This is a genomic window from Anaeromyxobacter dehalogenans 2CP-C (assembly GCF_000013385.1).
In the GTDB taxonomy this organism is placed as follows: domain Bacteria; phylum Myxococcota; class Myxococcia; order Myxococcales; family Anaeromyxobacteraceae; genus Anaeromyxobacter; species Anaeromyxobacter dehalogenans_B.
Genome location: NC_007760.1, coordinates 4,696,727 through 4,721,676 on the forward strand (window position 1 = coordinate 4,696,727; position 24,950 = coordinate 4,721,676).

The 24,950-nt window shown below is 76.0% G+C and carries 21 protein-coding genes; 14 read left to right on the forward strand and 7 right to left on the reverse strand.

The genetic code is table 11. The annotated features are described in order from the left end of the window. Position 1 precedes the first annotated feature (1 nt). On the reverse strand, positions 2 to 661 hold the full coding sequence (locus ADEH_RS21110; RefSeq protein WP_011423133.1) for a hypothetical protein: 660 nt from the start codon (positions 659 to 661) through the stop codon (positions 2 to 4). Between the two features lie 192 nt (positions 662 to 853). Between ADEH_RS21110 and ADEH_RS21115 the strand changes: the two genes are divergently transcribed. From ADEH_RS21115 to ADEH_RS21140, 6 genes are all read left to right on the forward strand, one after another. Beyond that, on the forward strand, positions 854 to 1,525 hold the full coding sequence (locus tag ADEH_RS21115; RefSeq protein WP_011423134.1) for a hypothetical protein: 672 nt from the start codon (positions 854 to 856) through the stop codon (positions 1,523 to 1,525). 6 nt (positions 1,526 to 1,531) lie between these two features. After that, positions 1,532 to 2,398: a phosphatase PAP2 family protein gene (locus ADEH_RS21120; protein ID WP_011423135.1), complete on the forward strand. Its 867-nt coding sequence runs from the start codon at positions 1,532 to 1,534 to the stop codon at positions 2,396 to 2,398. A 469-nt stretch (positions 2,399 to 2,867) separates the two neighbouring features. Further along, positions 2,868 to 4,349 carry a lipopolysaccharide biosynthesis protein gene (locus tag ADEH_RS21125; RefSeq protein ID WP_041453748.1) on the forward strand — a complete coding sequence of 494 codons (1,482 nt, stop codon included), beginning with the start codon at positions 2,868 to 2,870 and terminating at the stop codon, positions 4,347 to 4,349. 74 nt (positions 4,350 to 4,423) lie between these two features. Beyond that, positions 4,424 to 6,127, forward strand: coding sequence for a hypothetical protein (locus ADEH_RS21130; protein ID WP_011423137.1), 1,704 nt, complete (start codon positions 4,424 to 4,426; stop codon positions 6,125 to 6,127). 86 nt (positions 6,128 to 6,213) lie between these two features. Beyond that, entirely contained in the window at positions 6,214 to 7,965 is a 1,752-nt protein-coding gene (locus ADEH_RS21135) for an OPT/YSL family transporter (RefSeq protein ID WP_011423138.1), read from the forward strand. A 10-nt stretch (positions 7,966 to 7,975) separates the two neighbouring features. After that, the gene (locus tag ADEH_RS21140) at positions 7,976 to 8,308 is read left to right on the forward strand and encodes a hypothetical protein (protein WP_011423139.1); all 333 of its coding nucleotides are present in this window, start codon (positions 7,976 to 7,978) and stop codon (positions 8,306 to 8,308) included. Between the two features lie 18 nt (positions 8,309 to 8,326). On the opposite strand, the gene ADEH_RS21145 is transcribed toward ADEH_RS21140, so the two are convergent. Beyond that, the gene (locus ADEH_RS21145; protein WP_041453749.1) at positions 8,327 to 8,521 is read right to left on the reverse strand and encodes a hypothetical protein; all 195 of its coding nucleotides are present in this window, start codon (positions 8,519 to 8,521) and stop codon (positions 8,327 to 8,329) included. Between the two features lie 192 nt (positions 8,522 to 8,713). On the opposite strand from ADEH_RS21145, the gene queF reads away from it, so the two are divergent. The 4 genes from queF to ADEH_RS21165 all read left to right on the forward strand — a co-directional run bounded on the left by queF (position 8,714) and on the right by ADEH_RS21165 (position 14,073). Then, positions 8,714 to 9,082: a preQ(1) synthase gene (gene queF, locus ADEH_RS21150; protein WP_041453750.1), complete on the forward strand. Its 369-nt coding sequence runs from the start codon at positions 8,714 to 8,716 to the stop codon at positions 9,080 to 9,082. A 124-nt stretch (positions 9,083 to 9,206) separates the two neighbouring features. After that, the gene (locus ADEH_RS21155) at positions 9,207 to 10,451 is read left to right on the forward strand and encodes a glycosyltransferase family 4 protein (protein WP_011423141.1); all 1,245 of its coding nucleotides are present in this window, start codon (positions 9,207 to 9,209) and stop codon (positions 10,449 to 10,451) included. A gap of 121 nt (positions 10,452 to 10,572) precedes the next feature. Next, positions 10,573 to 12,468, forward strand: a complete 1,896-nt coding sequence (locus ADEH_RS21160; RefSeq protein WP_232287368.1) for a serine/threonine-protein kinase — start codon at positions 10,573 to 10,575, stop codon at positions 12,466 to 12,468. A 48-nt stretch (positions 12,469 to 12,516) separates the two neighbouring features. Next, a complete protein-coding gene (locus ADEH_RS21165; RefSeq protein WP_011423143.1) occupies positions 12,517 to 14,073 on the forward strand; it encodes a leucyl aminopeptidase in 1,557 nt (518 codons plus the stop codon). Positions 14,074 to 14,100: 27 nt separating this feature from the next. Here the strand turns inward: ADEH_RS21165 and ADEH_RS21170 are convergent, their stop codons facing one another. Further along, positions 14,101 to 14,382: a putative signal transducing protein gene (locus ADEH_RS21170; protein WP_011423144.1), complete on the reverse strand. Its 282-nt coding sequence runs from the start codon at positions 14,380 to 14,382 to the stop codon at positions 14,101 to 14,103. A gap of 165 nt (positions 14,383 to 14,547) precedes the next feature. On the opposite strand from ADEH_RS21170, the gene ADEH_RS21175 reads away from it, so the two are divergent. The 3 genes from ADEH_RS21175 (at position 14,548) to ADEH_RS21185 (ending at position 16,951) form a co-directional block, all read left to right on the forward strand. Then, positions 14,548 to 15,096, forward strand: coding sequence for an inorganic diphosphatase (locus tag ADEH_RS21175; protein WP_011423145.1), 549 nt, complete (start codon positions 14,548 to 14,550; stop codon positions 15,094 to 15,096). 131 nt (positions 15,097 to 15,227) lie between these two features. Beyond that, on the forward strand, positions 15,228 to 15,629 hold the full coding sequence (locus tag ADEH_RS21180) for a bacteriohemerythrin (RefSeq protein WP_011423146.1): 402 nt from the start codon (positions 15,228 to 15,230) through the stop codon (positions 15,627 to 15,629). A 209-nt stretch (positions 15,630 to 15,838) separates the two neighbouring features. Further along, on the forward strand, positions 15,839 to 16,951 hold the full coding sequence (locus ADEH_RS21185; RefSeq protein ID WP_011423147.1) for an arginase family protein: 1,113 nt from the start codon (positions 15,839 to 15,841) through the stop codon (positions 16,949 to 16,951). Between the two features lie 94 nt (positions 16,952 to 17,045). Here the strand turns inward: ADEH_RS21185 and ADEH_RS21190 are convergent, their stop codons facing one another. Further along, positions 17,046 to 17,354, reverse strand: coding sequence for a hypothetical protein (locus tag ADEH_RS21190; protein ID WP_011423148.1), 309 nt, complete (start codon positions 17,352 to 17,354; stop codon positions 17,046 to 17,048). Positions 17,355 to 17,540: 186 nt separating this feature from the next. Here ADEH_RS21190 and ADEH_RS21195 point away from each other — a divergent pair, with 186 nt between their 5' ends. Continuing rightward, positions 17,541 to 18,584, forward strand: a complete 1,044-nt coding sequence (locus tag ADEH_RS21195; RefSeq protein ID WP_011423149.1) for a pyridoxal phosphate-dependent aminotransferase — start codon at positions 17,541 to 17,543, stop codon at positions 18,582 to 18,584. A 14-nt stretch (positions 18,585 to 18,598) separates the two neighbouring features. On the opposite strand, the gene ADEH_RS21200 is transcribed toward ADEH_RS21195, so the two are convergent. Genes ADEH_RS21200 through ADEH_RS21210 form a run of 3 tightly spaced genes read right to left on the reverse strand, consistent with a single transcriptional unit; the run spans position 18,599 to position 24,888 of the window. Then, on the reverse strand, positions 18,599 to 21,883 hold the full coding sequence (locus ADEH_RS21200; protein ID WP_011423150.1) for an efflux RND transporter permease subunit: 3,285 nt from the start codon (positions 21,881 to 21,883) through the stop codon (positions 18,599 to 18,601). A 3-nt stretch (positions 21,884 to 21,886) separates the two neighbouring features. Next, on the reverse strand, positions 21,887 to 23,470 hold the full coding sequence (locus tag ADEH_RS21205; protein ID WP_011423151.1) for an efflux RND transporter periplasmic adaptor subunit: 1,584 nt from the start codon (positions 23,468 to 23,470) through the stop codon (positions 21,887 to 21,889). Continuing rightward, positions 23,467 to 24,888: a TolC family protein gene (locus tag ADEH_RS21210; RefSeq protein ID WP_011423152.1), complete on the reverse strand. Its 1,422-nt coding sequence runs from the start codon at positions 24,886 to 24,888 to the stop codon at positions 23,467 to 23,469. The genes ADEH_RS21205 and ADEH_RS21210 overlap by 4 nt, the downstream gene beginning before the upstream one ends. Between the last annotated feature and the right edge of the window lie 62 nt (positions 24,889 to 24,950).

Consider the following 24,950-nt stretch of genomic DNA (forward strand, 5'->3'; position numbering starts at 1 on the left):
GTCAGGGCGGCGGCTGGAGCGTGCGGACCTTCGCCACGAGGTCGGTGAACCAGTCCTGCACCGTGCCGCGCACGTCGTCGTGGTCCTGGTGGTACGCGTTCAGGTGGCAGACGAACTGGAGCGCGGTGACCCCGTCCCCGGCGTCGGTCGCGACGAGCGACCCGTCCTGCACCTCCACGTTCACGGTGCCGTGGATGCGCTGGTAGCGGAAGCCGATCACCTCCGGCGCCTCGACCGTGCCCACCAGCGGCCCGCCGCGGTAGGCGATCACCCAGTGCACCCGGAGGCCCGACGGGCCGGCCTCGTACCGGATCTCGAAGGAGAGCGGGTAGTCCGGCTCCACCGTGCCGGTGACGTGCCAGTCCGCCCCGTGGATGCGGCTGGTGGCCGGATCCTGCAGCGCCTCCCAGACGACCGGGAGCGGCGCGTGCACGTACGCCGCGCCGTGGGCCCAGGACCACTCCGGCCCGTCGCCGTCCACGGTGACGAGCGTCTCCGGATGCGGGTCCCCCTCGACCGGCGCGGGGAAGCTCGCCTTGCAGTCCTCGAGCGGCTCGTAGCCGGCGGCCGGGTCGAAGGGCGTGTCGGTGTTCCCGCACCCGCGGCCGCACCCCGCGAGCGCGACCACTGCGGCGAGCGCGAGCCGGCGGATGGTGCGCATCGCGACCTCCGCGGTCAGCGTAGCGCCGCCCGCGCGGGGCCGCCGCTGCCCTGCTTGCGCTCCACCTTCCGGGGCGCGCGCCGCCGACGCGGGCGGACGGGCGAACCCGGGACGGCGGACCACGCGCGGTGCGTTGACGGGCCCGCGCCCGGGTGGTGCGCTTGCGGCGTCCATCTCACAGGGGGAACCACCGTGCGCACCACGCGAATCGCCCTCGCCCTCGCGGCGCTCGCCGCCGCCGGCTGCGGCTCCAGCAGCCACGACAGCGGGCCCACCGAGCTCACCGGCACCGTCCGCGGCCAGCCCTTCACCGTGGTGGAGGCGGCCTTCGCCGGGCCCGAGACCTCGAACGCCTGCACCATCGACATCCCGGGGCTCCCGGCGCCGGTCCCGTACGCGCCCTCGTCGGTGCTGCTCGGCTTCTCGAGGAGCCCGGGGCTGTGCCAGACGCTCACCACGCCCTGCGCCATGAAGAAGAGCTTCGGGCTGGTGGGCGGGCTGCTGGTCCACGCGCGCATCAGCCTCACCGGCGCCGACGTGACCGCCCCGCCGCTCGACGCCGCCGGGTACCCGGTGGTCGCCGACCCGGGCAACCTCACCCCGGACGCCACCGGCGCGGTGCGGGTCGGCATCTTCTCGGCGAACGAGACCGACGACGCCTGCGTGGACAAGGCGTCCATCGACGCGACGGGCACCGCCACGATCAGCGCGATCTCGGCGAACGAGATCCGCGGCTCGCTCGACCTCACGTTCGAGGACGGCGGCAAGCTCGCGGGGCCGTTCGTGGCGACCCGGTGCGCCGTCACCTACGACGCGTGCACCCCGGCGCCGCCGATCTGCAACGGCACGCCCACCTGCAACTGAGCGCCCGTGATCGCGATCGCCGCCGCGCTCGCCCTCGCGCTCGCGCCGGCGAGCGCGGCGGGCGCGGAGCCCGGGCCGTTCCTGGGCGAGGGGACCCGCTACGCGGACCTCCCGGTGGTCCGGCGCGTCCTGCTCGACCTCGTGGCGATCCCGGCCGACGCGCCGCGCTGGAGCGCGCCGGACGCGGCGGGGCTGGCGCTGGCGCTGGGATCGGGGCTGGCGCTCATGTGGCCCGCGCGCCCGTCGGCGGACGTGCGCCTCGACCGCTGGATCACCCGCGAGCTGAACCCGCACCTGCCGCTGGTCTGGAACGACGTGGTCCAGCCGGCGCTGTGGGGCGGGATCGCGGTGGGCGGGCTCGGGACGTGGTGGCTCGCGACCCGGCGCGGCGACGCGTACGTGGCGCAGGGCTGCTCGCTCATGGCGGAGGCGCTCACGGTGGCGCAGGCGTACCACGTGACGGTGAAGCTGCTCGTCGGGCGCGAGGGGCCGCGCGACGGCGACGGCGAGGGGCGCGTGCTCGGCCCGCGCGCCTCGCTCCGGCTCTACCCCGCCGGCACGCCCTCCGGCCACGCCGCCACGCTCTACGCGCTGCTCTCCTCCGGCACCGCGTACTTCGAGCCGCCGCTCGCGGCGCAGCTCGGGCTGCACGCGCTGGTGGGCGGGCTGGTGGCGTTCCACGTCGTGGACCACCGGCACTTCCTCTCCGACTCGCTGCTCGGCTCGGTGCTGGGTTGGTCGGTGGGGCGCTGGGTGGTGCTGCACCGGCGGTCGGGCCCGGACGCGCCGCGCTCGCGCGGGCCCTCGGCCCTCGCGCTCGTGCCCCTGCCGCTGCCGTCCGGCGGCGGGCTGGCGCTCGCCGGCGCGCTCTAGTCCCCGTGCGGACCCGCTCATCCCGAGCGTGGGCCGGGCCCCTCGACTCCCGCTCATCCCGAGCGTAGGCCGGGCCCCTCGACTCCCGCTCATCCCGAGCGTAGGCCGGGCCCCTCGACTCCGGGCCGCTCCGCGGCCCTACGCTCGGGGTGAGCGAAACCACCAAGGCCCGGCCGGAGTCGAGGGACGCTCGGGGTGAGCGGAAACGATAGGGCCCGGCCGGAGTCGAGGGACGCTCGGGGTGAGCGGAAACGATAGGGCCCGGCCGGAGTCGAGGGACGCTCGGGGTGAGCGGAAACGATAGGGCCCGGCCGGAGTCGAGGGACGCTCGGGGTGAGCGGAAACGATCGAGGCCCGGCCGGAGTCGAGGGACGCAGGATGAGCAGCTGCCCCGCGCGGGCGGTGCCGCCCGGGCCGGCACGCGCCGCGGGGCGGCGCGAGGCGCATCGTTCGGTGCGGAGGGAATGGCTTGCCCGACTCGATCCTCGCCCGAGCGCGCCCGCTCATGGCTGCGCGCCTCGCCGGGGCCGCGCTCACGTTCGCGGTCCCGCTGGTGCTCGCGCGCGTCCTGGTGCCCGCCTCCTACGGGACGTTCAAGCAGGCCTGGCTGGTCTCCCAGACGCTCGCGCTCGTGCTTCCGCTCGGGCTCACCCAGAGCCTCTACTACTTCGTCCCGCGCGACCCCTCCCGCCGCGACCGCTACGTGGCGCAGACGGCGTGGGCGCTGCTCGCGGTGGGCGCCGCGGCGGCGCTGCTGCTGCTCCTGGCGCGGCCCTGGGTGGCGGCGCACTTCGACAACCCCGAGCTCACCCGCAACCTCCCCTGGGTGGCCGCCTTCACCGCGTTCACGGTGGCGGGCGCGCCGCTAGACGTGGCCTGGAACGCCACCGGGCGCATCGGCGCGGCGGCGCTGGCGCGGGTCGCCACCGAGGGCGGCCGCGGCGCCGCCATGGTGGCGGGGGCGCTCCTGTGGCGCTCGGTCGAGGGCGTGTTCGCCGGGATCGCGCTCGCCACCGCGGTGCGCGCCGCGCTCTCCCTGTGGCTCCTCGCCCGCCGGCACGGGCTGCGCGGCGATCTCGCGCTGCTCCGGCGGCAGGTGGCGTACGCGCTGCCGTTCGGGCTCGCGTTCGTGCTCATCGTGCCGCAGCAGCAGTGGCACCAGTACGCCGTCGCCGCCGCGGTGAGCGCGGCCGCGTTCGCGGTGTACAGCGTGGGGACGTTCCAGCTCCCGGTGGTGGACGTGCTGTACACGCCGGTGTCGGAGCTGCTGCAGATCGGGCTCGCCGAGCACGAGGGCGCCGGCCGGCCGCCGCGGGCCGGGCTGGCGCTGTTCCACGAGGCGGTGCTGCAGCTCTCCTTCGCGTTCGTGCCGCTGGCCGGCCTGCTCGCGGTGGCGGCGCCGGTGCTGGTGCCGTTCCTGTTCTCGCCCCGCTACGCCGCCGCCGTGCCGATCTTCCGGCTCGCCACCGGCTCGGTGCTGCTCGCGGCGCTGCCGCTCGACGGCGTGATGCGGGCCCGGGCGCAGAACCGGTTCATGCTCGCGCTCTCCGCCGCGAAGCTCGGCGCCACCGCCGCGCTGGTCGCGGGCGGCCTCGCGCTCCTCGGCCCCATCGGCGCGCTCGGCGGCTGGATCCTGGCCGAGGCGGCGGCGCGCGCCGCCATGCTCGCGCGCACCGCCGCGCTGTTCGAGGCCCCGCTCCGCCAGGCCCTGCCGGTCCGGGCGCTCGCCCGCCAGGTGGGCGCGACCGCCGTCGCCGCGCCCGCCGCCTGGGTGGCGCTGAACGCGCTCGGCGCGCCGCCGTTCTTCCGGCTGGCCGCCTGTGGCCTCGCGTTCGCGGCCGCCTACCTGGGCGTCTCGTGGGCGTTCGGCTGGCTGCCCGCCGGCTGGGTGGGCCTGTTCCGGGCGCGCCGGGCCGCCCGCGCCCCCGCGGCGCCCCCGGAGAGCGCGTGACGGCCGGGCGACGACGGGGTCCCGACCCGAGCCCGGGGTCGCCGGGGCAGCCGGCGCTGCCCACGTCCCCTCGCATGCGGCCTCGCGCCCTCGCCGTCGTCGTGCCCGCCCTCCTGCTCGTGGCGCTCACGCTCGCACGCCTGCCCGCCGCCTGGGACAGCGGGAACGCGCTCAACCACGTGTCCGGCGCCTGGATGGCGCTCGCCGACGACCTCGCGCACGGCACGTTCTACCGCCCGCTCGCCTCGCCGGAGCTGGGCTACGGCGGGACCCGCTTCTTCCCGCTCGCGTTCGCGCTGCACGCGGGGCTGCTGCGCCTGGGCGCGCCGCTGCTCGCCTCCGGCTACGCGCTCTCGCTCGCCGCCGGCGCGCTGCTCGTGCTCGGCGGCTTCCTCCTGGCGCGGCGCATGGGGCTGGCCCGCGCGCCCGCGGCCGCGTTCGCGGCGCTCGCGCTGGCGGGCTTCGCCGGGCAGCACGCGCTCTCGGCGGTCCGCGGCGACCTGCTCGCGGTGGCGCTCCAGGCGCTCGGCCTCGCCGCCACGCTCGCCGCGGATCCCGACGCCGACGCGCCGCCGCGCCCGCGCCGCGGCCGGCTCGCGCTCGCGGCGCTCTGCTTCGTGCTCGCGTTCGCGGCCAAGCCCACCGCGCTCACCGCCCCCGCCGCCGCGGTCGCCTGGCTGGCGCTGCGGCGCGCGCCCCGCGCCGCGCTGGGGCTCGCCGCCGCCACCGCGGCCGGCGCCGCCACGGTGACGCTCGCCACCGACCTGCTCTCGCACGGCCGGTTCCTGTCGATCCTGGCCGCCTGCGCAGCGGGCGGCGCCGGGCCCGCCGACCTGCTCCGCGCGCCGCTCCGGCTCGTGCGGCTGTTCCTGGTGGAGGACCGCGCCGGGCTGGTGCTCGTCGTCGCGGCGGCCGTCGCGCTCCGCGCCGCCGCGCCGCGCGCCTGGGCCGGGTGGCGCGCGCCCGCCGCGGGCGGGCTCCTGCTGGCCGCGCTCTGGGTGGCGGCCGCCGCGCTCGGCCTGCTCGCGGTGCTCGCCTCCCCGGGCACCGGCGTGAACCACCTGCTCGAGCTGGAGGCGGCGGGCGCGTCGGCGCTCGCGGCCGCGGCGGGCTCCCGCGCCCGGTCGCGCCGTTCGTCGCCGTGGCCCGGCCTCGGCGCGCCGGCGGCGGCGCTGGCCGGGGCGCTGCTCGCCGGCGTCACGTGGCGCGTGGACGCGTCGAGCTCCCGGCTCGGCGAGCTGCGCGCGGTCGTCTCCGCCCTGCCGCCCGGCCCGGTCCTCTCCGAGGACCCGCTGCTCCCGCTCCTCGCGGGCGAGCGGCCGCTGCTGCTGGACGCGTGGATGCTGCGGCTGTCCTCCGCGCACGACCCCGCGCTGGCGCGCCCGCTGCTCGAGGCGCTCCGCGCCGGAGCGGTCCCGGCGGTGGTGCTGTTCCAGGACCTCGCGGACCCGGAGGCGGACGCCTGGTACGGCAGCGGCAACCTGGGCGCCGCGCCGGTCGCGGAGATCCGCGGCGCGTACCGCCGCGCGCTCTGGATCGGCCACTACCACGTCTACCAGCCGCTCGCGCCGGCCCCGCCGCGCGCGCCCGGCGGCGACGAACGCGTGGTGCTGGCCGGGCCGGTGCCCGCGCCGGCCTCGTCCGCCCCGCTGCCGGCGGTGCCGGCCGAGGCCCGCGCGCCCACCGCCCCGCCGCCCGCCGAGGGAACGGCGCGGCGCGCCGCGCGCCGCCCGGGCCCTGCGCCGCGCGGCGGCGAGGCGCGCGGCCCGGCGATGTGACGCCGGCGCGCCGTCCCGTGCGCATGGGACCCGTCGCCTCCGGGTCGATTGGCCGGTCGGCGCCCTCGCGCTAGAGTCTCCGGCCCATGCGCAAGATCGCTCAGGAATCCTCCACCGCGGCGCCCGGCGCGGCGGGCGCGCCGCACCGCGAGCTGACCGTCCGCGCCGTGTGCGTCGCGGTCGTGGTGGCCGCGCTCATGGGCGCGGCCGAGCCGACGGTGGTGCTGCGCATCGGCTACGGCCCGAACATCTCGGTGGTGAGCGCGTTCCTCGGCTTCATCGCGCTCTCCCTGCTGGGCCTCGCCACGCGCGTCCGCGCCACGCGCTGGGAGACGAACCTGGTGCAGACCGCCGGCACCGCCGCCGGCTCGGGCGTGGGCTTCATGTCGGTGGTGCTCGCCGCCATCGACATGCTGAACCAGCGCGGGCTGATGAGCCTGCACCTCAGCCCGCTGCAGATCTTCGCCTGGCTCGCGCCGTCCGGCATGCTGGGCGTCCTGCTCGCGGTGCCGCTGCGCAAGCACTACATCGACCAGGAGAACCTCACCTTCGCCGACGGCACCGCCGCCGGGGAGACGCTGCTCGTGCTCGATCAGGGGCCGAAGCAGGCCGGCCCGCGCGTCGCGGCGCTCGGCCTGGGCGGCGCGATCTCGGCGGGCTTCGTGGCGCTGCGGCAGGGCCTCGGGTGGATCCCCGAGACGATCTCCTTCCGCTTCCTCACCCCGCACGCCGAGGCGCTCCGGGTCGGCTCGGAGGTCGGCGTGCTCTCGCTCGGCGCCGGCCTGCTCATCGGCCTGCGCGTCACCCTCTCGATGGCGCTCGGCATGGTCCTCGCCTGGCTGGTGGCCCCCGAGCCGCTGTTCCGGGCCGGGCTGGTGCCGGAGCTGACGTTCAACTCGGTGCTGCAGCGCTGGATCATGTGGCCCGCCACCGGGCTCATGGTCGCCGGCGGCCTCACCGCGCTGGTGCTGAACCGGAAGGTGATCGCGAAGACGTTCCGCGGGATGTCGTCGAAGGGTACGACCGACGGCGGCGACTTCCCCATGCGCTGGGTGGTGTGGGGCGCGATCGGCTGCACGGTGGTGCTGGTGGCGGTGCAGAAGCTCTCGCTCGGCTTCCCCATCTGGCTGTCGCTCGTGTCGGTGGGCCTCTCGCTCGTGCTGATGCTGGTCGGGATCCGGGTGCTGGGCGAGACGAACTGGGCGCCCATCAGCGCCATGGCGAACGTGATGCAGGCGGTGTTCGCGGTGCTCGCGCCGGGCCACGTGCCCATCAACATGGTGGGCTCGGGCATGAGCGGCTCGGTGGCGGCGAACGGCGAGCACCTGATGCAGGACTACAAGGCCGGCAAGATCGTCGGCTCCACCAACCGGAACCTCACCATCCTGCAGCTCGTCGGCGTGCCGGTGGGCGCGCTGGCGGTCGCGATCGCCTACCCGGCGGTGCGGGCCAAGTACGGCATCGGCGGCGAGGGCGGCCTCACCTCGCCGATCAGCGTGAAGTGGGCCGGCTTCGCCGAGCTCCTCTCGCAGGGCTTCGGCGCGCTCGCGCCGAGCGCGGTCACGGCGCTCGGCCTCGCGCTCGTCGTCGGCGTGGTGCTCACCGTGCTCGAGTCGCACCCGCGCATCGGCCGGTTCGTGCCCTCGCCCTCCGCCGTGGGCCTCGGCATGCTCATCCCCGGCTTCGCCATCTTCCCGATGGTGGTGGGCGGCCTGGTGCAGGACCTGTGGAAGCGGCTCTCGCCGAGGACCGAGGCGATCTACAACACCCCGCTCGCCTCCGGCTTCATCACCGGCGAGGCGCTGGTGCTGCTGGTGCTGGCGCTCCTGGCATTCTAGGAGGTGGGCGATGGGAGCGCGGCGCATGCGGCTCGCCGACCTGCAGCGCGAACGATCCCGGGCGCGCGGCGCGCGGCGGCTCCTGCCCTGGGCGGTCGCGAGCGCGATCGCGGCCGGGCTGCTGGTGGGCACCGCCGGCGCCGGCTGGCGCGGAGGCCTGGCGGTCGCGGGCGTGGGGCTGCTCTTCGCCGCGTTCGCCGCGGTGGCCTCCGTCGCGCGCTGCCCCTCGTGTGGGGCGCCGCTCGGGAAGGAAGACGACCGGCCGGCCCCGGGGGGACGTCCGGGACCGGCCGATCCATTGCGGGAGCAGCACTGCGCGCGCTGCGGGGCCCGGTTCGACTGAGCCCCGCGACGCGGGGGACTACGGCACGAACTCGACGTGCGGGCTCATCTGGCGAGCCAGCGGCGACTCGGTGAGCAGGCGGAGCGCCCGTTCGAGCTTCTTGTCGCCGATGCCCGGGACCGCCTCGTACGCGGCGGAGATGAGGTCTCCGAGCGTCGTGACCATGCGGCGGGGCGCGAGGTGCTTCATGCGGCGGCGGGCCTTGCGGTTCATGAATCCCTCCGTGTCTCGAGCGTGCGGTTCCTACCGATAGCAATCCGCTTGCCTTGGCCCGCGCGACGAGGTTACAGGGGCTTGCCGCCGGAGACCCCACCCCGACCGGTAAGGATTTCAGCCCGGCCCGCGAAATCCCGACAGCATGCTGTCGGTTTTTCACCGGTTCGCACCAAGCCCGAAGGACGCCTCATGCCGACCCAGCCCTCCCGCGACCTCCAGACGTTCCCGAACCCGAAGCCCGGACGCCCGTTCGAGATCGCGATGGAGTGCCCGGAGTTCACCTGCGTGTGCCCGATGACCGGGCAGCCGGACTTCGCCACCATCCGCCTCCGGTACGTGCCGGCCGAGCGCTGCGTGGAGCTGAAGAGCCTGAAGCTCTACCTGTGGAGCTTCCGGGACGAGGGCACGTTCCACGAGGCGGTCACGAACCGCATCTGCGACGACCTCGTGGCCGCGCTCGCGCCCCGCTGGATCGAGGTCGTGGGCGACTTCGCCGTCCGCGGCGGCATCCACACCGTCGTGACGGCCCGCCACGGCGAGCGGCCCGCCGGCGTCTGATCCCGGTGCCTTTCGTCGCCGTTCCCCGCGCCGCCCGGCGCCCGGGCGGGCGTGCGCGCGCCCCTGTCAGGCTTCCCCTTCACCCCCCCGCACTGCACCTTGAGGTCCGGGGAGGGGAGGGAGGATGCGGAGAGGGCGGCTCTCGATCGCGTACGTCCATTACGGGTCCCAGAGCGGGGTGACCGCGGCCATCGCCGCGGCGCTCGGCGGGCGGGGGCACGAGCTCCGGCTGGTCGCGGCGACCGGCGACCTCGAGCCGCGCGACCCCGCCACGCGACGCCTGCGCCCCGCGCCCCCGGTGGTCGCGCACCTGGCGCTGGCCGCGGCGCGCTACGGCCGCCTCGCGCTCCGGCACCGGTGGAACACGACCTACGCCTGGGACCGCCACGCGTCCCGCGCCGGCGAGCGCCTGCGCGCGCTCGCCCCGGCGCCGGACCTGGTGCTCCAGAACGGCGCCCTGTTCGCGCCCGGCCTCCCGCCGCCGCTGCCCTACGCGCTCCTGCTCGACCACACCCGCGCGCTGGCGCAGGCGAGCCCGCCCTGGCCCGCCGCCGGCCTGGCCGCGCCGGTGGACTACGGGCCCGGCTGGCGGGCGCGGGAGGCGGCGGTGTACGGCGGCGCGCGCGTGATCGCGACGTTCTCGGCCAACGTGGCCCGCTCGCTGGTGCGCGACTACGGCGTGGACCGCGGGCGCATCGCGGTGGTCGGCGCCGGCGCGAACGTGTTCCCGGACGAGGCGCCCCGGCGCGACGACGGCCGCACGCTCCTGTTCGTGGGCAAGGACTTCCGGCGCAAGGGCGGCCCCATCCTGCTCGACGCGTTCGCGCGCCTGCGCCGCCGCCGCCCGCGCGCCCGCCTGCTGGTGGCGGGGCCGCGCGAGGTCCCGCCGCTGCCGGAGGGCGCCTTCCACCTCGGGCCGGTCGCCACCGAGGAGCTGCCCGCGCTGCTCGCCCAGGCCACCGCGCTGGTCCTGCCCACGCTGCGCGAGCCGTTCGGGATCGCGTTCCTCGACGCCATGGCGTGCGCGGTGCCGTGCGTCGGCACGCGCGTCGAGGCGGTGCCGGAGATCGTCGTCGAGGGCGTGACCGGGGTGCTCGTGCCGCCCGGCGACGCGGTCGCGCTCGCCGGCGCGCTGGAGCGGCTCCTCGACGACCCGCAGGGCGCGCGGGCCATGGGCGCCCGCGGGCGCGCGCGGGTGGCGGAGCGGTTCACCTGGGCGCGCGTCGCGGCGCGGCTGGAGCGCGCGCTCCTCCGGGCCGCGGGCGGCGACGCGCCCGGCCCGCGCGCGCCCCGCCGGGCGCGGAGCGTCCCCGCCGCCCGCGCGGTGCGCCCCCCGGCGCCGCATGAGGCCGTTCTCACCCTGCTCTGAGCGTCCGGCGGGGGGCTGCCCCGGCGTGGGGTGGTCCACGGTGGGCGCATGGGCGCGGGCGTCGCCGCGGCGCCGCCGCATCCTGGGCAGCCGCGCGAACGCGGTTACAATCCCGGTCCGCTTGTCCGGATCCGCAATGTCCGCCCCCGTCACCTTCGAGCCGGCGTCGCTCGTCGGCACCTGCCTCGACGGTCGGTACGAGCTGACCGGCCACCTGGCCACGGGCGGCATGGGGGCGGTGTTCCAGGCCCGGCACGTCCACCTGCGCAAGGACCTGGCGGTGAAGGTGCTCCGGCCGGAGCTGTCGGCCTCGCCGGACCTGGTGGAGCGGTTCCGCCGCGAGGCGGAGATCGCGAGCGCGCTCCAGCACGATCACATCGTCCACGTCACCGACTTCGGCCGGACCGAGGAGGGGTGGCTGTTCCTCGCGATGGAGCTGCTCACCGGCGAGAGCCTGTTCGACCGGCTCCGGCGCGAGGGCGCCCTCGCGCCCGCCGCGGCGGTCCCGGTGCTCTGGCAGATCTGCGCCGGCCTGGGCGCCGCCCACGCCATGGGCGTCGTGCACCGCGACCTGAAGCCGGAGAACGTGTTCCTGGCGCGGACCGCGAGCGGCCGCGAGGTGGCGAAGATCCTCGACTTCGGCATCGCCAAGATGACCGACCCGAGCTCCGGGTGCGCCACGCAGGCGGGCATGGTGGTGGGCACGCCCGAGTACCTCGCGCCGGAGCAGGCCACCGGCGGCGCGGTGGACGCGCGCGCGGACCTCTACGCGGTCGGGCTCATCGCCTGGCGGATGCTGGCCGGCCACCACCCGTTCACCGCGCCCGACGCGCGCGGCCTGCTCATGAAGCAGGCCACCGCGCCGGTGCCGCCGCTCGCCGAGGCGCGCCCGGAGCTCGCCGCCTGGCCGGCGCTCGTCGCGGTCGTGGCCCGCGCCTGCGAGAAGGAGCCCGGCGCGCGCCCCGCCAGCGCGGCCGAGCTGGGCGAGGCGCTCGCCGCGGCGCTCGGCCCGGGGTTCGCGCTGCCGCCCGGCGCGACGCCCGCGCCCTCCCCGCCCCCGCTCGCCTCGGCCGAGTTCGAGCTGGTGGCGCACGAGCTCCCGACCCCGCCCGTCGCGGCGCCCCGCACGCTGACGCTGCCCGGCCCGGCCGCGATCGCGGTGCACGGGCCCGGCGCCACGGCCCGCCGGCTCGCCGCCCGCGCCGCCGATGCGCTCGCCCGCGCCGCCGCGTCGCTGGCCCGCGCCCGGGCCGCCGCGCGCCCCGCGCTCGAGGCGCTCGGGCGCCGCGCCGCCGCCGGCGCCCGCGCCCACCCGCGCCGCGCCGCCGCCGCGGCCGGCGCGGGCGTCCTCGCGCTCGCGCTCGTGGGCGGCATCGCCTGGGCCCGCGCGCGCCCTGCCGCCGAGGCGCGCGAGCACCTCGCGGCCGGCCGGCCCGCCGAGGCGAGGCTCGCGCTCGAGGCCGCGCTGCGCAGCCGGCCGAAGGACCCCGAGCTGCTCCTCCTGCACGGGCGCGCCCTGCACCGGCTCCCGGGCCGGGCCGCGGACGGCGTGGAGGCCTACCAGGCGGCGCGCGAGGCCGGCGTGCTCGACGCGGAGGCGCGCTCGGACCTGGCGCGGGACCTCGGCGGCGAGCGCAGCCTCGCCGATCGCGCCGCGCGCCTGCTCCGCGACGAGGGCGCGCGCGCCGTCCCGGTGCTCGCGGGCGCGGCCGCGGCCGGGACCGGCGTGCAGCGGCTGCGCGCGCTGGCGGTGCTGCGGGACCTCGGCGCCGAGGAGGAGGTGGAGCGGCAGGCGGCGTACGGCGCGCTGCTCGCCGACCCGGAATGCGACGTGCGCCGCGCCGCCGCCCGGCGCCTGGGCGAGCTGGCGGATCCCGCCGCCCTGCCCCGGCTGCGCGAGGCCGCCGCGGCCCGCGCCGAGAAGCGCGGGCTGTTCGGGCTCGGCAGCACCCGCGTGCCGGCCTGCGGCGCGCCCGAGGCGGCCGAGGCCATCCGCCGCATCGAGGCGGCGCAGTAGCCCTCCCCGTGCTAAACGACGCCTCCACACACCCGTGGAGGAGCACGCATGTCCCGAGGCATCGAGCGGATCGCGGTGAGGGCGGCAGGGGCGGCGCCGGCGGAGGCGGAGGCCGACGCGCTGGCGCTGCCGGTGTTCGAGGACGAGGTCCGCGGCGGCGGGACCGGCGCGGTGAAGGACCTCGACCGCCTCCTGGACGGCGCGCTGCTCGCGGCCGCGCGCGCCGAGCGGTTCACCGGGAAGGCGGGCCAGGAGCTGGCGCTGCCGACGCTGGGGCGCGCCCGGGCCGGGCGGGTGGTGCTGATGGGGATGGGCGCGCGCGCGAAGGCGCTGGAGGCGTGGGGGCGCGACGGGTACGAGGCGCTCCGGGCCGCGGCGGGCAAGGCGGCGCGCGGCGCGGAGAAGGCCGGGGCGCGCACGCTCGCGCTCGCCGCGCCGGAGCTGGACGGCGGCGCGCTCCCCGGCGCCGCCCGCGCGCTCGCCGAGGGCGCGCTGCTCGGCGCGTACCGGTTCTCCCGCTACCGGAAGGACGATCCCGCCCGGCCGGCCGGCGTCTCCGAGGTGGCGGTGCTGGTGCCGCCGTCGCTGGAGAAGGCCCGCGCCGTGAAGGACGCGCTCGAGCTCGCCCGCCGGCTCGCGGGCGCGGTGGCGTGGGCGCGCGACCTCGTGAACCTGGGCCCGGCCGACTGCACGCCGGAGCTGCTCGCGCGCGCGGCGTCCGAGGTGGCGCGGCGCGCCGGCCTCTCGGTGGAGGTGCGCGGGCCGAAGGAGCTCCAGGCGCTGAAGATGGGCATGTTCCTGGGCGTCACGCGCGGCTCGGCGGAGCCGCCGCGCCTCGTGAAGGTGAGCTGGGTGCCGCGCGGCGCCGCCGGGCGGAGGGCGCCGGTGGTGCTGGTGGGCAAGGCCATCACGTTCGACTCGGGCGGCCTCTCGCTGAAGCCCACCGAGAGCATGGTCACCATGAACACCGACATGGCGGGCAGCGCCGCGGTGCTCGGCGCCATGCAGGTGATCGCCGCGCTGAAGCCGCCGTTCCCGGTGCACGCGGTGCTGGGCGCCTGCGAGAACATGCCGGGCGGCCGCGCCTACAAGCCGTCCGACGTGCTGGTGGCGCACGACGGCCAGACCGTCGAGATCACCAACACCGACGCGGAGGGGCGGCTGGTGCTCGGGGACGTCCTCTCCTGGGCGGCGGAGACGCTGAAGCCGGCGGCGATGATCGACGTGGCCACGCTCACCGGCGCCTGCATCGTGGCGCTCGGCAACGGCACCGCCGGCCTGTTCGGGCCCGACGGCCCGGTCGCCGACGGCGTGCTCGCGGCGGCGCGCGCGGCCGGGGAGGACGTCTGGCGCCTGCCCATGACCGAGGGGCTGAAGGACCAGCTCAAGAGCGACCGCGCCGACCTCAAGAACACCGGCGAGCGCTGGGGCGGCGCCATCACCGCGGCCCACTTCCTCCACGCGTTCACGAAGGACGCGCCCTGGGCGCACCTCGACATCGCCGGGCCGTCGCACTCCGGCAAGGAGCAGGGCTACGTCGCGAAGGGCGGGACCGGCTTCGCGGTCCGGACCCTGGTCGAGTTCGTGCGCGCCTGGGAGGCGTGAGCCGCCGAATTCACGAAATGTGAATCTCTACTCCCGCTCGCCCGGCGCGCCGCCGGGCGGGAGCGGCGCCTCCTCGGAGCCGGCCGCGTCCGGCGTCGCGAGGACCTCGCGCGCCTTCTCGAGCTCGTCGGGGAGGACGAGCAGCACCAGCCCGCCGTTCGCGAGCGCGATCGGCGGGAGCAGCGACGCGAGCGGCCGGTCCTGCACCACCGCCTCGATCCCCTCGGCCTCGAGCAGGCCGAGCGCCACCTCGGCCTCGGAGAGGCTCTCGAACGACGCCACCGGGACGAGCTCCTGGTTCTCGTGCATCGCGCGCCTCCTCGCCCCCGAGGATACCGCCACCGGGGCCCGCGCGCAGGCCGGCCTCACGGCGCCCGGCCGGCCGCCCGGCGCCCTCCCTCTGCCGGGGACACCGGTAGGGTCCCCACCGGTCATGCAATTGCCCGGCGGGGCGTGCCCCGGCATGTGCAGGGAATGACCGACCTCGCCCGGCTCCCCCCGCGCGACGAGCGCGGCGCGCTGCGCGTGGTGGTGGAGTCGCCGCGCGGCGCCAGCCTGAAGCTGAAGTACGACGCGGAGCTGGGCGTGGTCACGGTGTCGCGCCCGCTGCCGCTCGGGCTCGCGTACCCGTACGACTGGGGGTTCGTCCCGGGGACGCGCGCGCCGGACGGCGACCCGGTGGACGCGCTCGTCTACTGGGACGCGGTGAGCTTCCCCGGCGTGGTGGTGCCGTGCCGCGCGGTGGGCGTGGTGCGCCTGGAGCAGGACTCCAAGTCGAACGGCCGGGTGCGCAACGACCGCATCCTGGCGGTGCCGGTGAAGCACCCGCGGGGCGACGACCTCCGCTCGCCGGACGACCTTCCCGCGCGGGTCCGCGACGAGATCGCGCAGTTCTTCCTGTCGGCCATCTTCTTCGAGCCGAAGAACCCGGCGCTGCTGGGCTGGGGCGGGCCGGAGGAGGCCGAGCGCCTGGTGGACGGCTGCACCCGCGCGCTGGCCGCCGTGGCGCGGCGCCGCTCCTGATCCAGCGCAAGCCGCGGCGGCCCCCCGCGCCGATCGTGCGCGGGTGGGGTGGGCCGGAGGCTGGCCCCTGCGGTACTCTCGGCGCTCACCGGGCGGGCGCGCCGCGCCCCGATGAGCGAGCGAGGAGAGCCATGATCGCGTGGACGCCGGCCCTGGCGGTCGGGATCGAGGAGATCGACGCGCAGCACCAGGAGCTGTTCCGCCGCGCCGAGCGCTTCGTGTCCAGCCTGGGCCAGACGTCGCGGCAGGAGGTCGGCATCCTCCTCTCGTACCTGCGCCTCTATTGCGTGACGCACTTCGGGGCCGAGGAGTCCTGGATGCGGCAGGTGGAGTACCCGGGCTACGCGCAGCACAAGGCGGAGCACGACGGCTTCGTGGCGAGCCTGATGGCGCTCTCCGACGAGCACGAGAAGCGCGGCGGGCCGGGGCTGCAGGCGACGCGCGTCTCCACGTTCGTCGAGCGCTGGCTCCAGGACCACGTCACCAGCACCGACGTCGAGTTCGCGAAGTTCGTCCTCTCCCGGGCTGTTTGACGAGGGCTGCCGCCCTCGCCCCGCCGAGCACAGCTCGTCGGGGCCCCACTCCCGCTCGCCGGGTCCCGTGCGCCGCCGCGGGCGGCTTCGCCGCGGACGCGGCGGGCGCCCCGGCGGCTCGCTTCGCTCGCGGTCGTCCACGTGATCGGCTCCTGGGGCGCCCCCGCGGCGGAGGTGCGCCGTCGCCCGGGCGGGGCTAACCTCCGGGCGTGAACCTCACCGACACGCTCGCGCTCCTGCTCCGCCCGGCCGGCGGCGGCATCCACCTCGTCTCAAGCGGCAAGGCCGAGCAGCTCGCGCTGCAGCGCCGCCTCTACGGCGCCGACGACGAGGCCGAGATCCGCGCCCGCTGGCGCGAGGACCTGGAGCGCGCCGCCACCGCCCGCGCGGTGGTGCTGGGCATCCCCTCCGACGTGGGCGCGGGCTTCCGCCGCGGCGCGAACCTGGGGCCGGCCGCCATCCGCGAGCGGCTGCTCGCGGACGACCCGTCGCGGAGCGCGCGCGACCGCGCCGACGGGGTGGTGGACCTCGGCGACGTGTTCGTGGTCCCGCAGCTGCTCCACGACGACATGCTGAGCGAGGCGCAGCTCGCCGCCAGCCGGCGCGCGCTCTACCCGGGCGTGCCGGCGGACGAGGCGGCGCGCCTGCCGGTGTCGCCGCTCTCCATCGCGGAGCGGGCGCTCGAGCTGGTGCTCGAGGCGAACCCGCGCGCCCGCGTGTTCGCGGTGGGCGGCGATCACTCCACCGCGTGGCCGGTGGTGAAGGCGCTCGCGCCGCGCTGGCCCGGCATGGGCATCGTGCAGATCGACGCGCACACCGACCTGCTCGAGGACCGGCTCGGGGTCCGCTACTGCTTCGGCACCTGGTCGTACCACGCGAACGAGCTGGTGGGCCGCGGCGGGCGGCTGGTGCAGGTGGGCACGCGCGCGTCCGGGCGCGACCGCGCGCACTGGGAGTCCACGCTCGGCGTGCGGCAGTTCTGGGCCGCCGACGTGCTCGCCGACCCGCGCGCCGCGCTGGACCGGATCCTCGAGCACGTGAAGGCGACCGGCGTCTCCTCGGTCTACTTCTCGAACGACATCGACGGGACCGACCAGCAGTGGGCCGACGCCACCGGCACGCCGGAGCCGGGCGGCCTCACGCCGGCGTTCGTCTCGTCGCTCGTCCGCCGCCTGGGGAGCGAGGTGGGGCTCGCGGGCGGCGACGTGATGGAGGTCGCGCCGGGGATCGCCGGCGGCGAGGGCGCGGGGCCGCGCACGGTCGGGCTCGCCGCGGGCTACCTCGCCGAGACCATCGACGCGGCGCTCGGCCGGACCCGCTGAGCGCGGCGGGCACTCCGGAGACGGCAAGGCCCCGGCGCCTCTCGGAGCCGGGGCCCTTCTGCGGATGCCGGACGTTGCCTCGGGGCTCGCGCCGCTAGGCCTTCTCCTCGGCCTTCTTCGAGGCCGGGGTGGTGGCGCCGAGGAGCGCGCCCACCGCGGCGCCCGCGGCCGCGCCGCCGACCGCGAAGAGCGAGGCGACCGCCGTGACGCCGAGGACCATGCCGAAGACGATGAGCGCCTTCACGCCGATCGAGGCGGTGACCGGGGTGCCGAAGATGCCGCCGGCGAGCAGCACGCCCGCGTAGCCGCCGTAGAGGAGCGCGGGGAGGAGCGCGACCGCGAGGAAGACCGCGAGACCGATGCCGGCACCGACGAGCGCGGGGACCTTGTTCTTGTTCGCCATGACCTTCTCCTTTTTCGCTGGGGCCGTCCGTCCGGCCATCTGCCCCCTCGATGTGCACGGCCCCTGCCAGCCCTCGGCGCACCGGATCTCGCGGGGTTGCGCGCTGGCGTGTCGGGAGTTCCCGACCCGGCCTCCGCCCGTCCCGACTGGGGGAGGTCTGCGCGTCCGTGTGGTAGGTTCTCGCGCGTGAACGCGTTCAAGCCCCACCTCGCCTCAGTCGCCGATTACCCGTACGCGAAGGTCGATGCGCGCCTGAAGCTCGACCAGAACGAGAGCCCCGACGACCTCCCCCCCGACCTGAAGGCCCGCGCGCTGGAGCGCATCGCCCGCGCCGCCTGGAACCGCTACCCGGAGCTGCACGCCGAGGACGTGCGGGCGGCGGTGGCGCGGCACGAGGGCTGGGACCCGCAGGGCGTGGTGCTCGCGCCGGGCTCGAACCTGCTCGTGCTCGCGCTCACGCAGGCCGCGCGCGCGGTCGTGGACACCGTGCCGGCGTTCCCCTACTACAAGGGCGGCAGCGTCGCGACCGGCACGCCGTGGCGCGGCATCCCGCTCGCGCCGGGGTTCGCGATCCCCATGGACGCGCTGCTCGCCGCCATGGACGGCGCGGGCGGCGTGCTGTTCCTCCCGAACCCGCACGCGCCCACCGGGCAGCTCTTCGCGACCGGCGACGTGGAGCGGCTCGCCGACCGCGCCCGCCAGCAGGGCTGGGTGCTGGTGGTGGACGAGGCGTACCACGCGTTCGCGGGCAGCGACGCCCGCCCGCTCGCGCGGGCGAACGAGCACGTGGCGGTGCTGCGGACGTTCTCGAAGTCCTGGTGCCTGGGCGGCGTCCGCGCCGGCTACCTGCTCGCGTCGCCGAAGGTGGCGGCGGTGGTCCGCGCCTGCCTGCCGCCGTTCTGCATCCCGGTGCACACCGGCGCCATCCTGCAGACGGTGCTCGAGGCGCCCGGCTACGTGGGCGAGCTGGTGCAGCGGATCCAGGCCGAGCGCGCCCGCGTGCTCGCGGCGCTCTCGGCGCACCCGACCTGGCGGCCCTACCCGAGCGCCGCGAACTACCTGCTCGTCCGCACGCCGGACGCGAAGGCGGCCTGGGAGCACCTGCTCGCGCGCGGCATCCTGGTCCGCCGCCAGGACCACTACGCCGGGCTGGAGGGCTGCATCCGGATCACCGTCGGCACGCGCGCCGAGAACGACGCGCTGCTCGCGGCGGCCGCGGACGCGCCCTAGCCAGCGCCCGGCGCCTACGCCGCGGCGACCTCGGCCTCCTCGGGCAGCGGCTTGCCGAGCTCGCGCTTCTTCCACAGGAAGTAGACCGCCGGGTAGACGAGCAGCTCGAGCAGGAACGAGGTCACCAGGCCGCCGACCATGGGCGCGGCGATGCGCTTCATGAGGTCGGCGCCGGTGCCGGTGGACCACATGATGGGCAAGAGGCCCATCATCGCGGCGAACACGGTCATGGCCTTCGGGCGCACGCGCTTCACCGCGCCGTGGATGATGGCCTCGACCAGCCCGTCCTCGTCCTTCACCAGCCCCTTCTTCCGGTGCTCGTCGTAGGAGAGGTCGAGGAACAGCAGCATGAACACGCCGGTCTCGGCGTCGAGGCCCATGAGCGCGATGAGGCCGACCCACACCGCGATCGACACGTTGTAGTCGAGCAGCCACAGCAGCCAGACGGCGCCGATGGCCGAGAACGGCACCGCCAGCATCACCAGCGACGCCTTGAACGCGCTCTTCGTGTTCATGTAGAGCAGCGCGAAGATGAGCACGAGCGTCACCGGGATGATGAGCTTCAGCCGCTCCTTCACCCGGATCATGTTCTCGTACTGGCCGCTCCAGGAGATGGCGTAGCCGGGCGGCGGCTTCACCAGCTCGGCCACCTTCGCCTTGGCCTGGTCCACGTACCGGCCCACGTCCACCTTGGACGTGTCGAAGTCCACGTACACGTAGCCGGCGAGCAGGCCGTTCTCGTCGCGGATCATCGACGGGCCCTGCGCCAGCACCACGTCGGCGATCTCCTCCATGGGGATCTGCCCCTGGCCGCCGGGCAGCGGCAGGAGCACCCGCTTCAGCGCGTCCAGGTCGTCGCGGTAGTCGCGCGCGTACCGGACGTTCACGCCGTAGCGCTCGCGCCCCATCACCGTGGTGGTCTGGTTGTCGCCGCCCACCGCGGTCATCACCATCATGTTGGCCGCGTCCACCGACAGGCCGTAGCGGGCGAGCTGCTCGCGCTTCAGCACGAAGTCGAGGAAGTAGCCGCCGGCCACGCGCTCCGCGTAGACGCTGCGGGTCCCGGGCACGTGCTGCACCGCCGACTCGATGTCCTTCGCCACCTTCTCCACCGTGGCGAGGTCCGCGCCGGCCACCTTGATGCCCACCGGCGTGCGGATGCCGGTGGAGAGCATGTCGAGGCGTCCCTTGATCGGCATGGTCCAGGCGTTGGAGATGCCCGGCAGCCGGAGCGCCTCGTCCATCTCGGAGATGAGGTGGTCCTCGGTGATCCGGTCGCGCCAGACCGCGCGCAGCACGCCCTTCAGCCACTCCGGCGCCCAGGACGAGTACCAGCGCGGCTGCTCGCGCCACTGCGCCTCCGGCTTCAGCACGATGGTGGTCTCCATCATGGTGAACGGGGCCGGGTCGGTGGAGGTGTTGGCGCGGCCGGCCTTGCCGAACACGCGCTCGACCTCGGGGAACGTCTTCAGGATCTTGTCCTGCACCTGGAGCGCGCGCTGCGCCTCGGCGACCGACATGCCGGGCTCCACCGCGGACGGCATGTAGAGGATGGTCCCCTCGCGCAGGGGCGGCATGAACTCGTGGCCGAGCGCGAGGTACGCCGGGATCGAGGTGGCGACGAGCAGCGCCGCCACGACCAGCGTGGCCTTCGCGTGCTTCACCACGAACCGGCAGGGCGGCTCGTAGATCCGGTGCAGGAAGCGGCTGATGGGGTGCCGCTCCTCCGAGTAGTACTTGCCGACCAGCACCTGGTTCGCGACCCAGGCCACCGGCCGCGGGCGGAAGCGGAACGGCTCGACGCGCGCGAACAGCATGCGCATGGCGGGGTCGAGCGTGATGGCGAGCAGCGCCGCGATCGCCATGGCCAGGTTCTTGGAGTAGGCGAGCGGGCGGAAGAGCCGGCCCTCCTGGTCCACCAGGGTGAACACCGGCATGAACGCGACCGCCACCACCAGCAGCGAGAAGAAGACGCCCGGGCCCACCTCCAGCAGCGCCTCCAGGCGGACCTGGTGGAAGTCGCCCTTCTTCCCGTCGGCGATCCAGTGGTGGATCTTGTTGTACGCGTTCTCCACCTCGACGATGGCGCCGTCCACCAGCACGCCGATGGAGATGGCGATGCCCGCCAGCGACATGAGGTTCGCGTTCAGGCCCATGAAGTACATGGGGATGAAGGCGAGCGCGACCGACACCGGGATGGTGACGATGGGAACGATGGCGGACGGCACGTGCCAGAGGAACACCAGGATCACCAGCGAGACGATGAGGATCTCCTCGAGGAGCTTCCCCTTCACGTTCTCGATGGCCTTGCCGATGAGCTCGGAGCGGTCGTAGGTGGTCACCACCTCCACGCCCTTCGGCAGCGACGGCTTCACCTCCTCCAGCTTCGCCTTGACCCGGTCGATGACGTTGAGCGCGTTCTCGCCGGCGCGCATCACGACGATGCCGCCCACCACGTCGCCCTCGCCGTCGAGGTCGGCGATGCCGCGGCGCATCTCCGGGCCGAGCGACACCGTGGCCACGTCCTTCACCAGCACCGGCGTGCCGCCCTGCGCGCGCAGCACCAGGTTCTCGAGGTCCTGGATCGACTTCACGTAGCCGCGGCCGCGGACCATGTACTCGCGCCCGGACAGCTCCACCAGGCGCCCGCCCACGTCGTTGTTGCCGCTGCGGACCGCCTGCACCACCGCGTCGATGGGCAGCCCGTAGGACGCGAGCGCGTTCGGGTTGACGGTGATCTGGTACTGGCGCACCTGGCCGCCCACGGTCGCGACCTCCGACACGCCGGGGACGCTCTGGACCGCGTAGCGCAGGAACCAGTCCTGCGTGGAGCGCAGCTCGTCGGAGGTGTGCTTGCCGGTGCGGTCCACCAGCGCGTACTGGAACACCCAGCCCACGCTGGTGGCGTCCGGGCCGAGCTCGGTCGTCACCCCCTGCGGCAGCTGCGGGGTGATCTTGGACAGGTACTCGAGCACGCGCGTGCGCGCCCAGTACATGTCGGTCCCGTCCTCGAAGATGACGTAGACGTAGCTGAACCCGAAGTCGGAGAACCCGCGGACCGCCTTCACCCGCGGCGCGCCCAGCAGCGCCGAGGTGATGGGGTAGGTCACCTGGTCCTCGATGATGTCCGGGCTGCGATCCCACTTCGAGTAGACGATGACCTGCGTGTCGGACATGTCCGGCAGCGCGTCGAGCGGGATGTTCCGCATCGTCCACCACGCGCCGACGAGCGTGACGAGGGTGGCGCCGAGGACGATGAACGGGTTGTGCGCGGAGAAGCTGATGATGCGCTTGATCATGGCCTAGTGGCCCCCGTGCTGCGCGTGGTCGCCGGCGCCGGCCGCGGGCGCGGCCGCGGGCGCCGCCGCGGGGGCCGCACCGGCCGGCGCGGCCTTCGCGCCCGAGGCCATGGCCGCGAGCGACGCGCGCAGCCGGGACTCGGAGTCCACCAGGAAGTTCGCGCCGGTCACCACCTGCTCGCCCTCGTGCAGGCCCTCCACCACCTCCACGTGCCGGCCGTCGCCGTCGCCGAGCCGCACCTCGCGCGGCTGGAACCGGCCCTCGCCCGCGGCCACGAACACCACCTTCTGCGTGCCGGAGTCGATCACCGCGTCGGCCGGGATCACCAGGCCCTCGCGCCGCGCGCCCTGCAGCAGCACCTCGCCGAACATCTCCGGCTTCAGCTCGCCGCCCGCGTTGTCGAACTCGATGCGCACCTTGACGGTGCGGGTCTTCGGGTCGAGCAGCGGGTCGATGAACACGACCTTCCCCTTGAAGGCGCGGTTCGGGTACGCCTTCAGGGAGAGCGTGGCGGGCAGGCCGACCTTCACGTGCCGCAGCTCGCTCTCGTACACGTCGGCGAGCACCCATACGCGCGAGAGGTCCACGATCTCGAACGGCATCGAGCCGGCCTCGATGCGCATGCCGGGGACGATCTCGCGCTTGGTGACGACGCCGCTCGCCGGGGCGTGGAAGGTGAGGTCCTTGCGGGCCTCGCCGGTCTTCTCCAGCCGCGCGATCTCCGACGCGGGCACGTCCCACAGCTCCAGCTTGCGCCGGGCCGCCTTCACCAGCGTGGCCCCCGGACCCTCCGCGCCGCCCTGCGCGAGCGAGCGGCTGGTGCGCAGCGCGAGCAGGTACTCCTCCTGCGCGGCGAGCAGCTCGGGGCTGTACATGGTGAAGAGCGGCTCGCCCCGGCGCACGGCCTTGCCCACGAAGGTGGCGTGGTCGTGCTCGACGAAGCCGCCGACCTTCACGTTGAGGTGGTGCACGCGCGTCTCGTCGATGGCGACGCGCCCGGCGGTGCGCCAGGCGCCGCCCACCGCGCCGCGGGACACCGCCACGGTGCGCAGCCCGATGAGCTGCTGGCGGGAGGGCTCGATGGTCACGCTGGCGAGCCCCTCCGGCGCCGGGCCCTCCGCCTGCGCGCCGCCCGCGGCGCCGCCCTCCATCTTCACCAGCTTCATGCCGCAGATCGGGCAGTCGCCGGGGTGGTCCTGCACGATGGTCGGGTGCATCGGGCACTGCCACTGCGGCTTCTGGTCCGCGGCGGCCTTCGCCGCGCCGGCCGCGGGCGCGCCGGCCGCGGCGCCACCCTGCGGCGCGTCCATGGGCACGAGCTTCATGCCGCAGATCGGGCACTCGCCGGGGTGGTCCTGCACGATGGTCGGGTGCATCGGGCAGGTGTAGAGCTGCTTCTTCTCGGCGTGCGCCGCGTGGTCGTGGCCGTCGGCGGGCTCGCCACCGCGCAGGCCGCCGGCCAGGAGCACCGCGCCGCCGCCCAGGGCCGCGCCGGCGACGAGCGCCGCGAGCAGGATCAGGGCGCCGCGCGCGCGGCGCGGCGGCGGGGGGGCGTTCGGGTTCGTCGGGATCGTCGGGTCGCTCACATGCCACCGCCCATCGAGGAAGAGGAAGAGGAGGAACCGCCGGAGGCCGCCGCCTGCGCGCCGCCGCCTGCCGGGCGGGCCGGGCCGGCGGCGGAGACCGCGCCGCCCGCGCCGGGCATGGCCCCGCCGCCGCCCGCGGCGCCGCCGGGGAGCGCCTCGTCGAGGCTGACCTCGCGCGCGGCGATCCACAGGCGCTGCGCCTCCGCCGCCGTGCCGAGGAACCCCTCCTCGTCGGCGACCGTGCCGGCCAGCGCGTCGAGCACCGACGCGAACGGCACCTGGCCGGTGACGTACTGCGCGAGCGCGCTCTCGGCGGTGGCGCGGGACTGCACCAGCAGCCCGCCGCGGTAGAGCGCGAGCGTGTCGATGGCCGCGGCGAGCGCCTCCTCGCGCTCGAGCGCGCGGAGCCGCACCACCTGCGCGAACGCGTCCGCCGCGGCGGCGCCGTTCTCGGCCCGCGCCGCGCTCATGGCCGCGGCGCGCGACTGCTTGCGCCCGGAGAAGACCGGCAGCGGGACCGACACGCCCACCTGCCACATGGGCTCGAGCGCGCCGCGGGGCATCACCCCCGCGCTCACCGTGAGGTCCGGGAAGCGCTCGCGCCGCGCCAGCGTCGCCTCGCGGTCGGCCTGCCGGGCCGCGGCCCGCGCCGAGGCCAGCTCCGGGCTGCGGGCCTCCGCGTCGGCGAGCGCCGCGTCGCGCTCCGGCAGCGCCGGGTCCGCGAGCGCCTCCAGGCCGGCGATGGTCTCGACCGGCTCCGCGGCGGGCCGGCCGCGCAGCCGGTTCACCACCGCCACCCGCGCGCGCTCCTCGGCCTCGAGCGCGACGCGGCGCTGCCGCAGGCGCGTCCGCTCCAGCTGGGCGCGGAGCAGGTCGGTCTGCGCGCCGCCGCCGGACTCGTAACGGGCGCGGGCGGTGCCCTCCGAGCGCACCCAGAGCGCCTCCAGGCGCCGCAGCAGCGCCATCCGGTCGCGCACCAGCACCAGGTCCACGTACGCGCGGCGCATGTCCGCCTCGGCGCCGAGCCGGGCCCGGTCGAGCGACGCCATCGCGGCGTTCGCGCCGGCCGACGCGGCCTCGGCCCGCAGCGCGCGCTTGCCGGGGAACGGGAACGTCTGCGAGAGGCCGATCGAGTAGTAGCTCGTCTCCATCTTGCCGACCTGGATCGCGCCGAAGCCGTCGTTCTGCAGGCCGAGCGACAGCACCGGGTCCGGCAGCGCGCCGGCCTGCGGGACGCGCTCGTGCTCGGCGCGGACCATGGCGTGCGCGGAGCGGAGCTCGGGGCGCGCCTCCAGCGTCTCGGAGACGAGCCGCGCGAGCGCCGGGTCGTCGGCGAGCGGGACGCGCGCCTCCGCGGCGGCGAGGGCCGGCGCGGCGGCGGCGAGGAGCAGGATCGCGGCGGGACGGAGTCGTCTCATACGGGGGAGCTCCCTAAGCAGCGCCCGTGCCACCCGGCGGAGGCCGGTCCGGCGCCTGATCA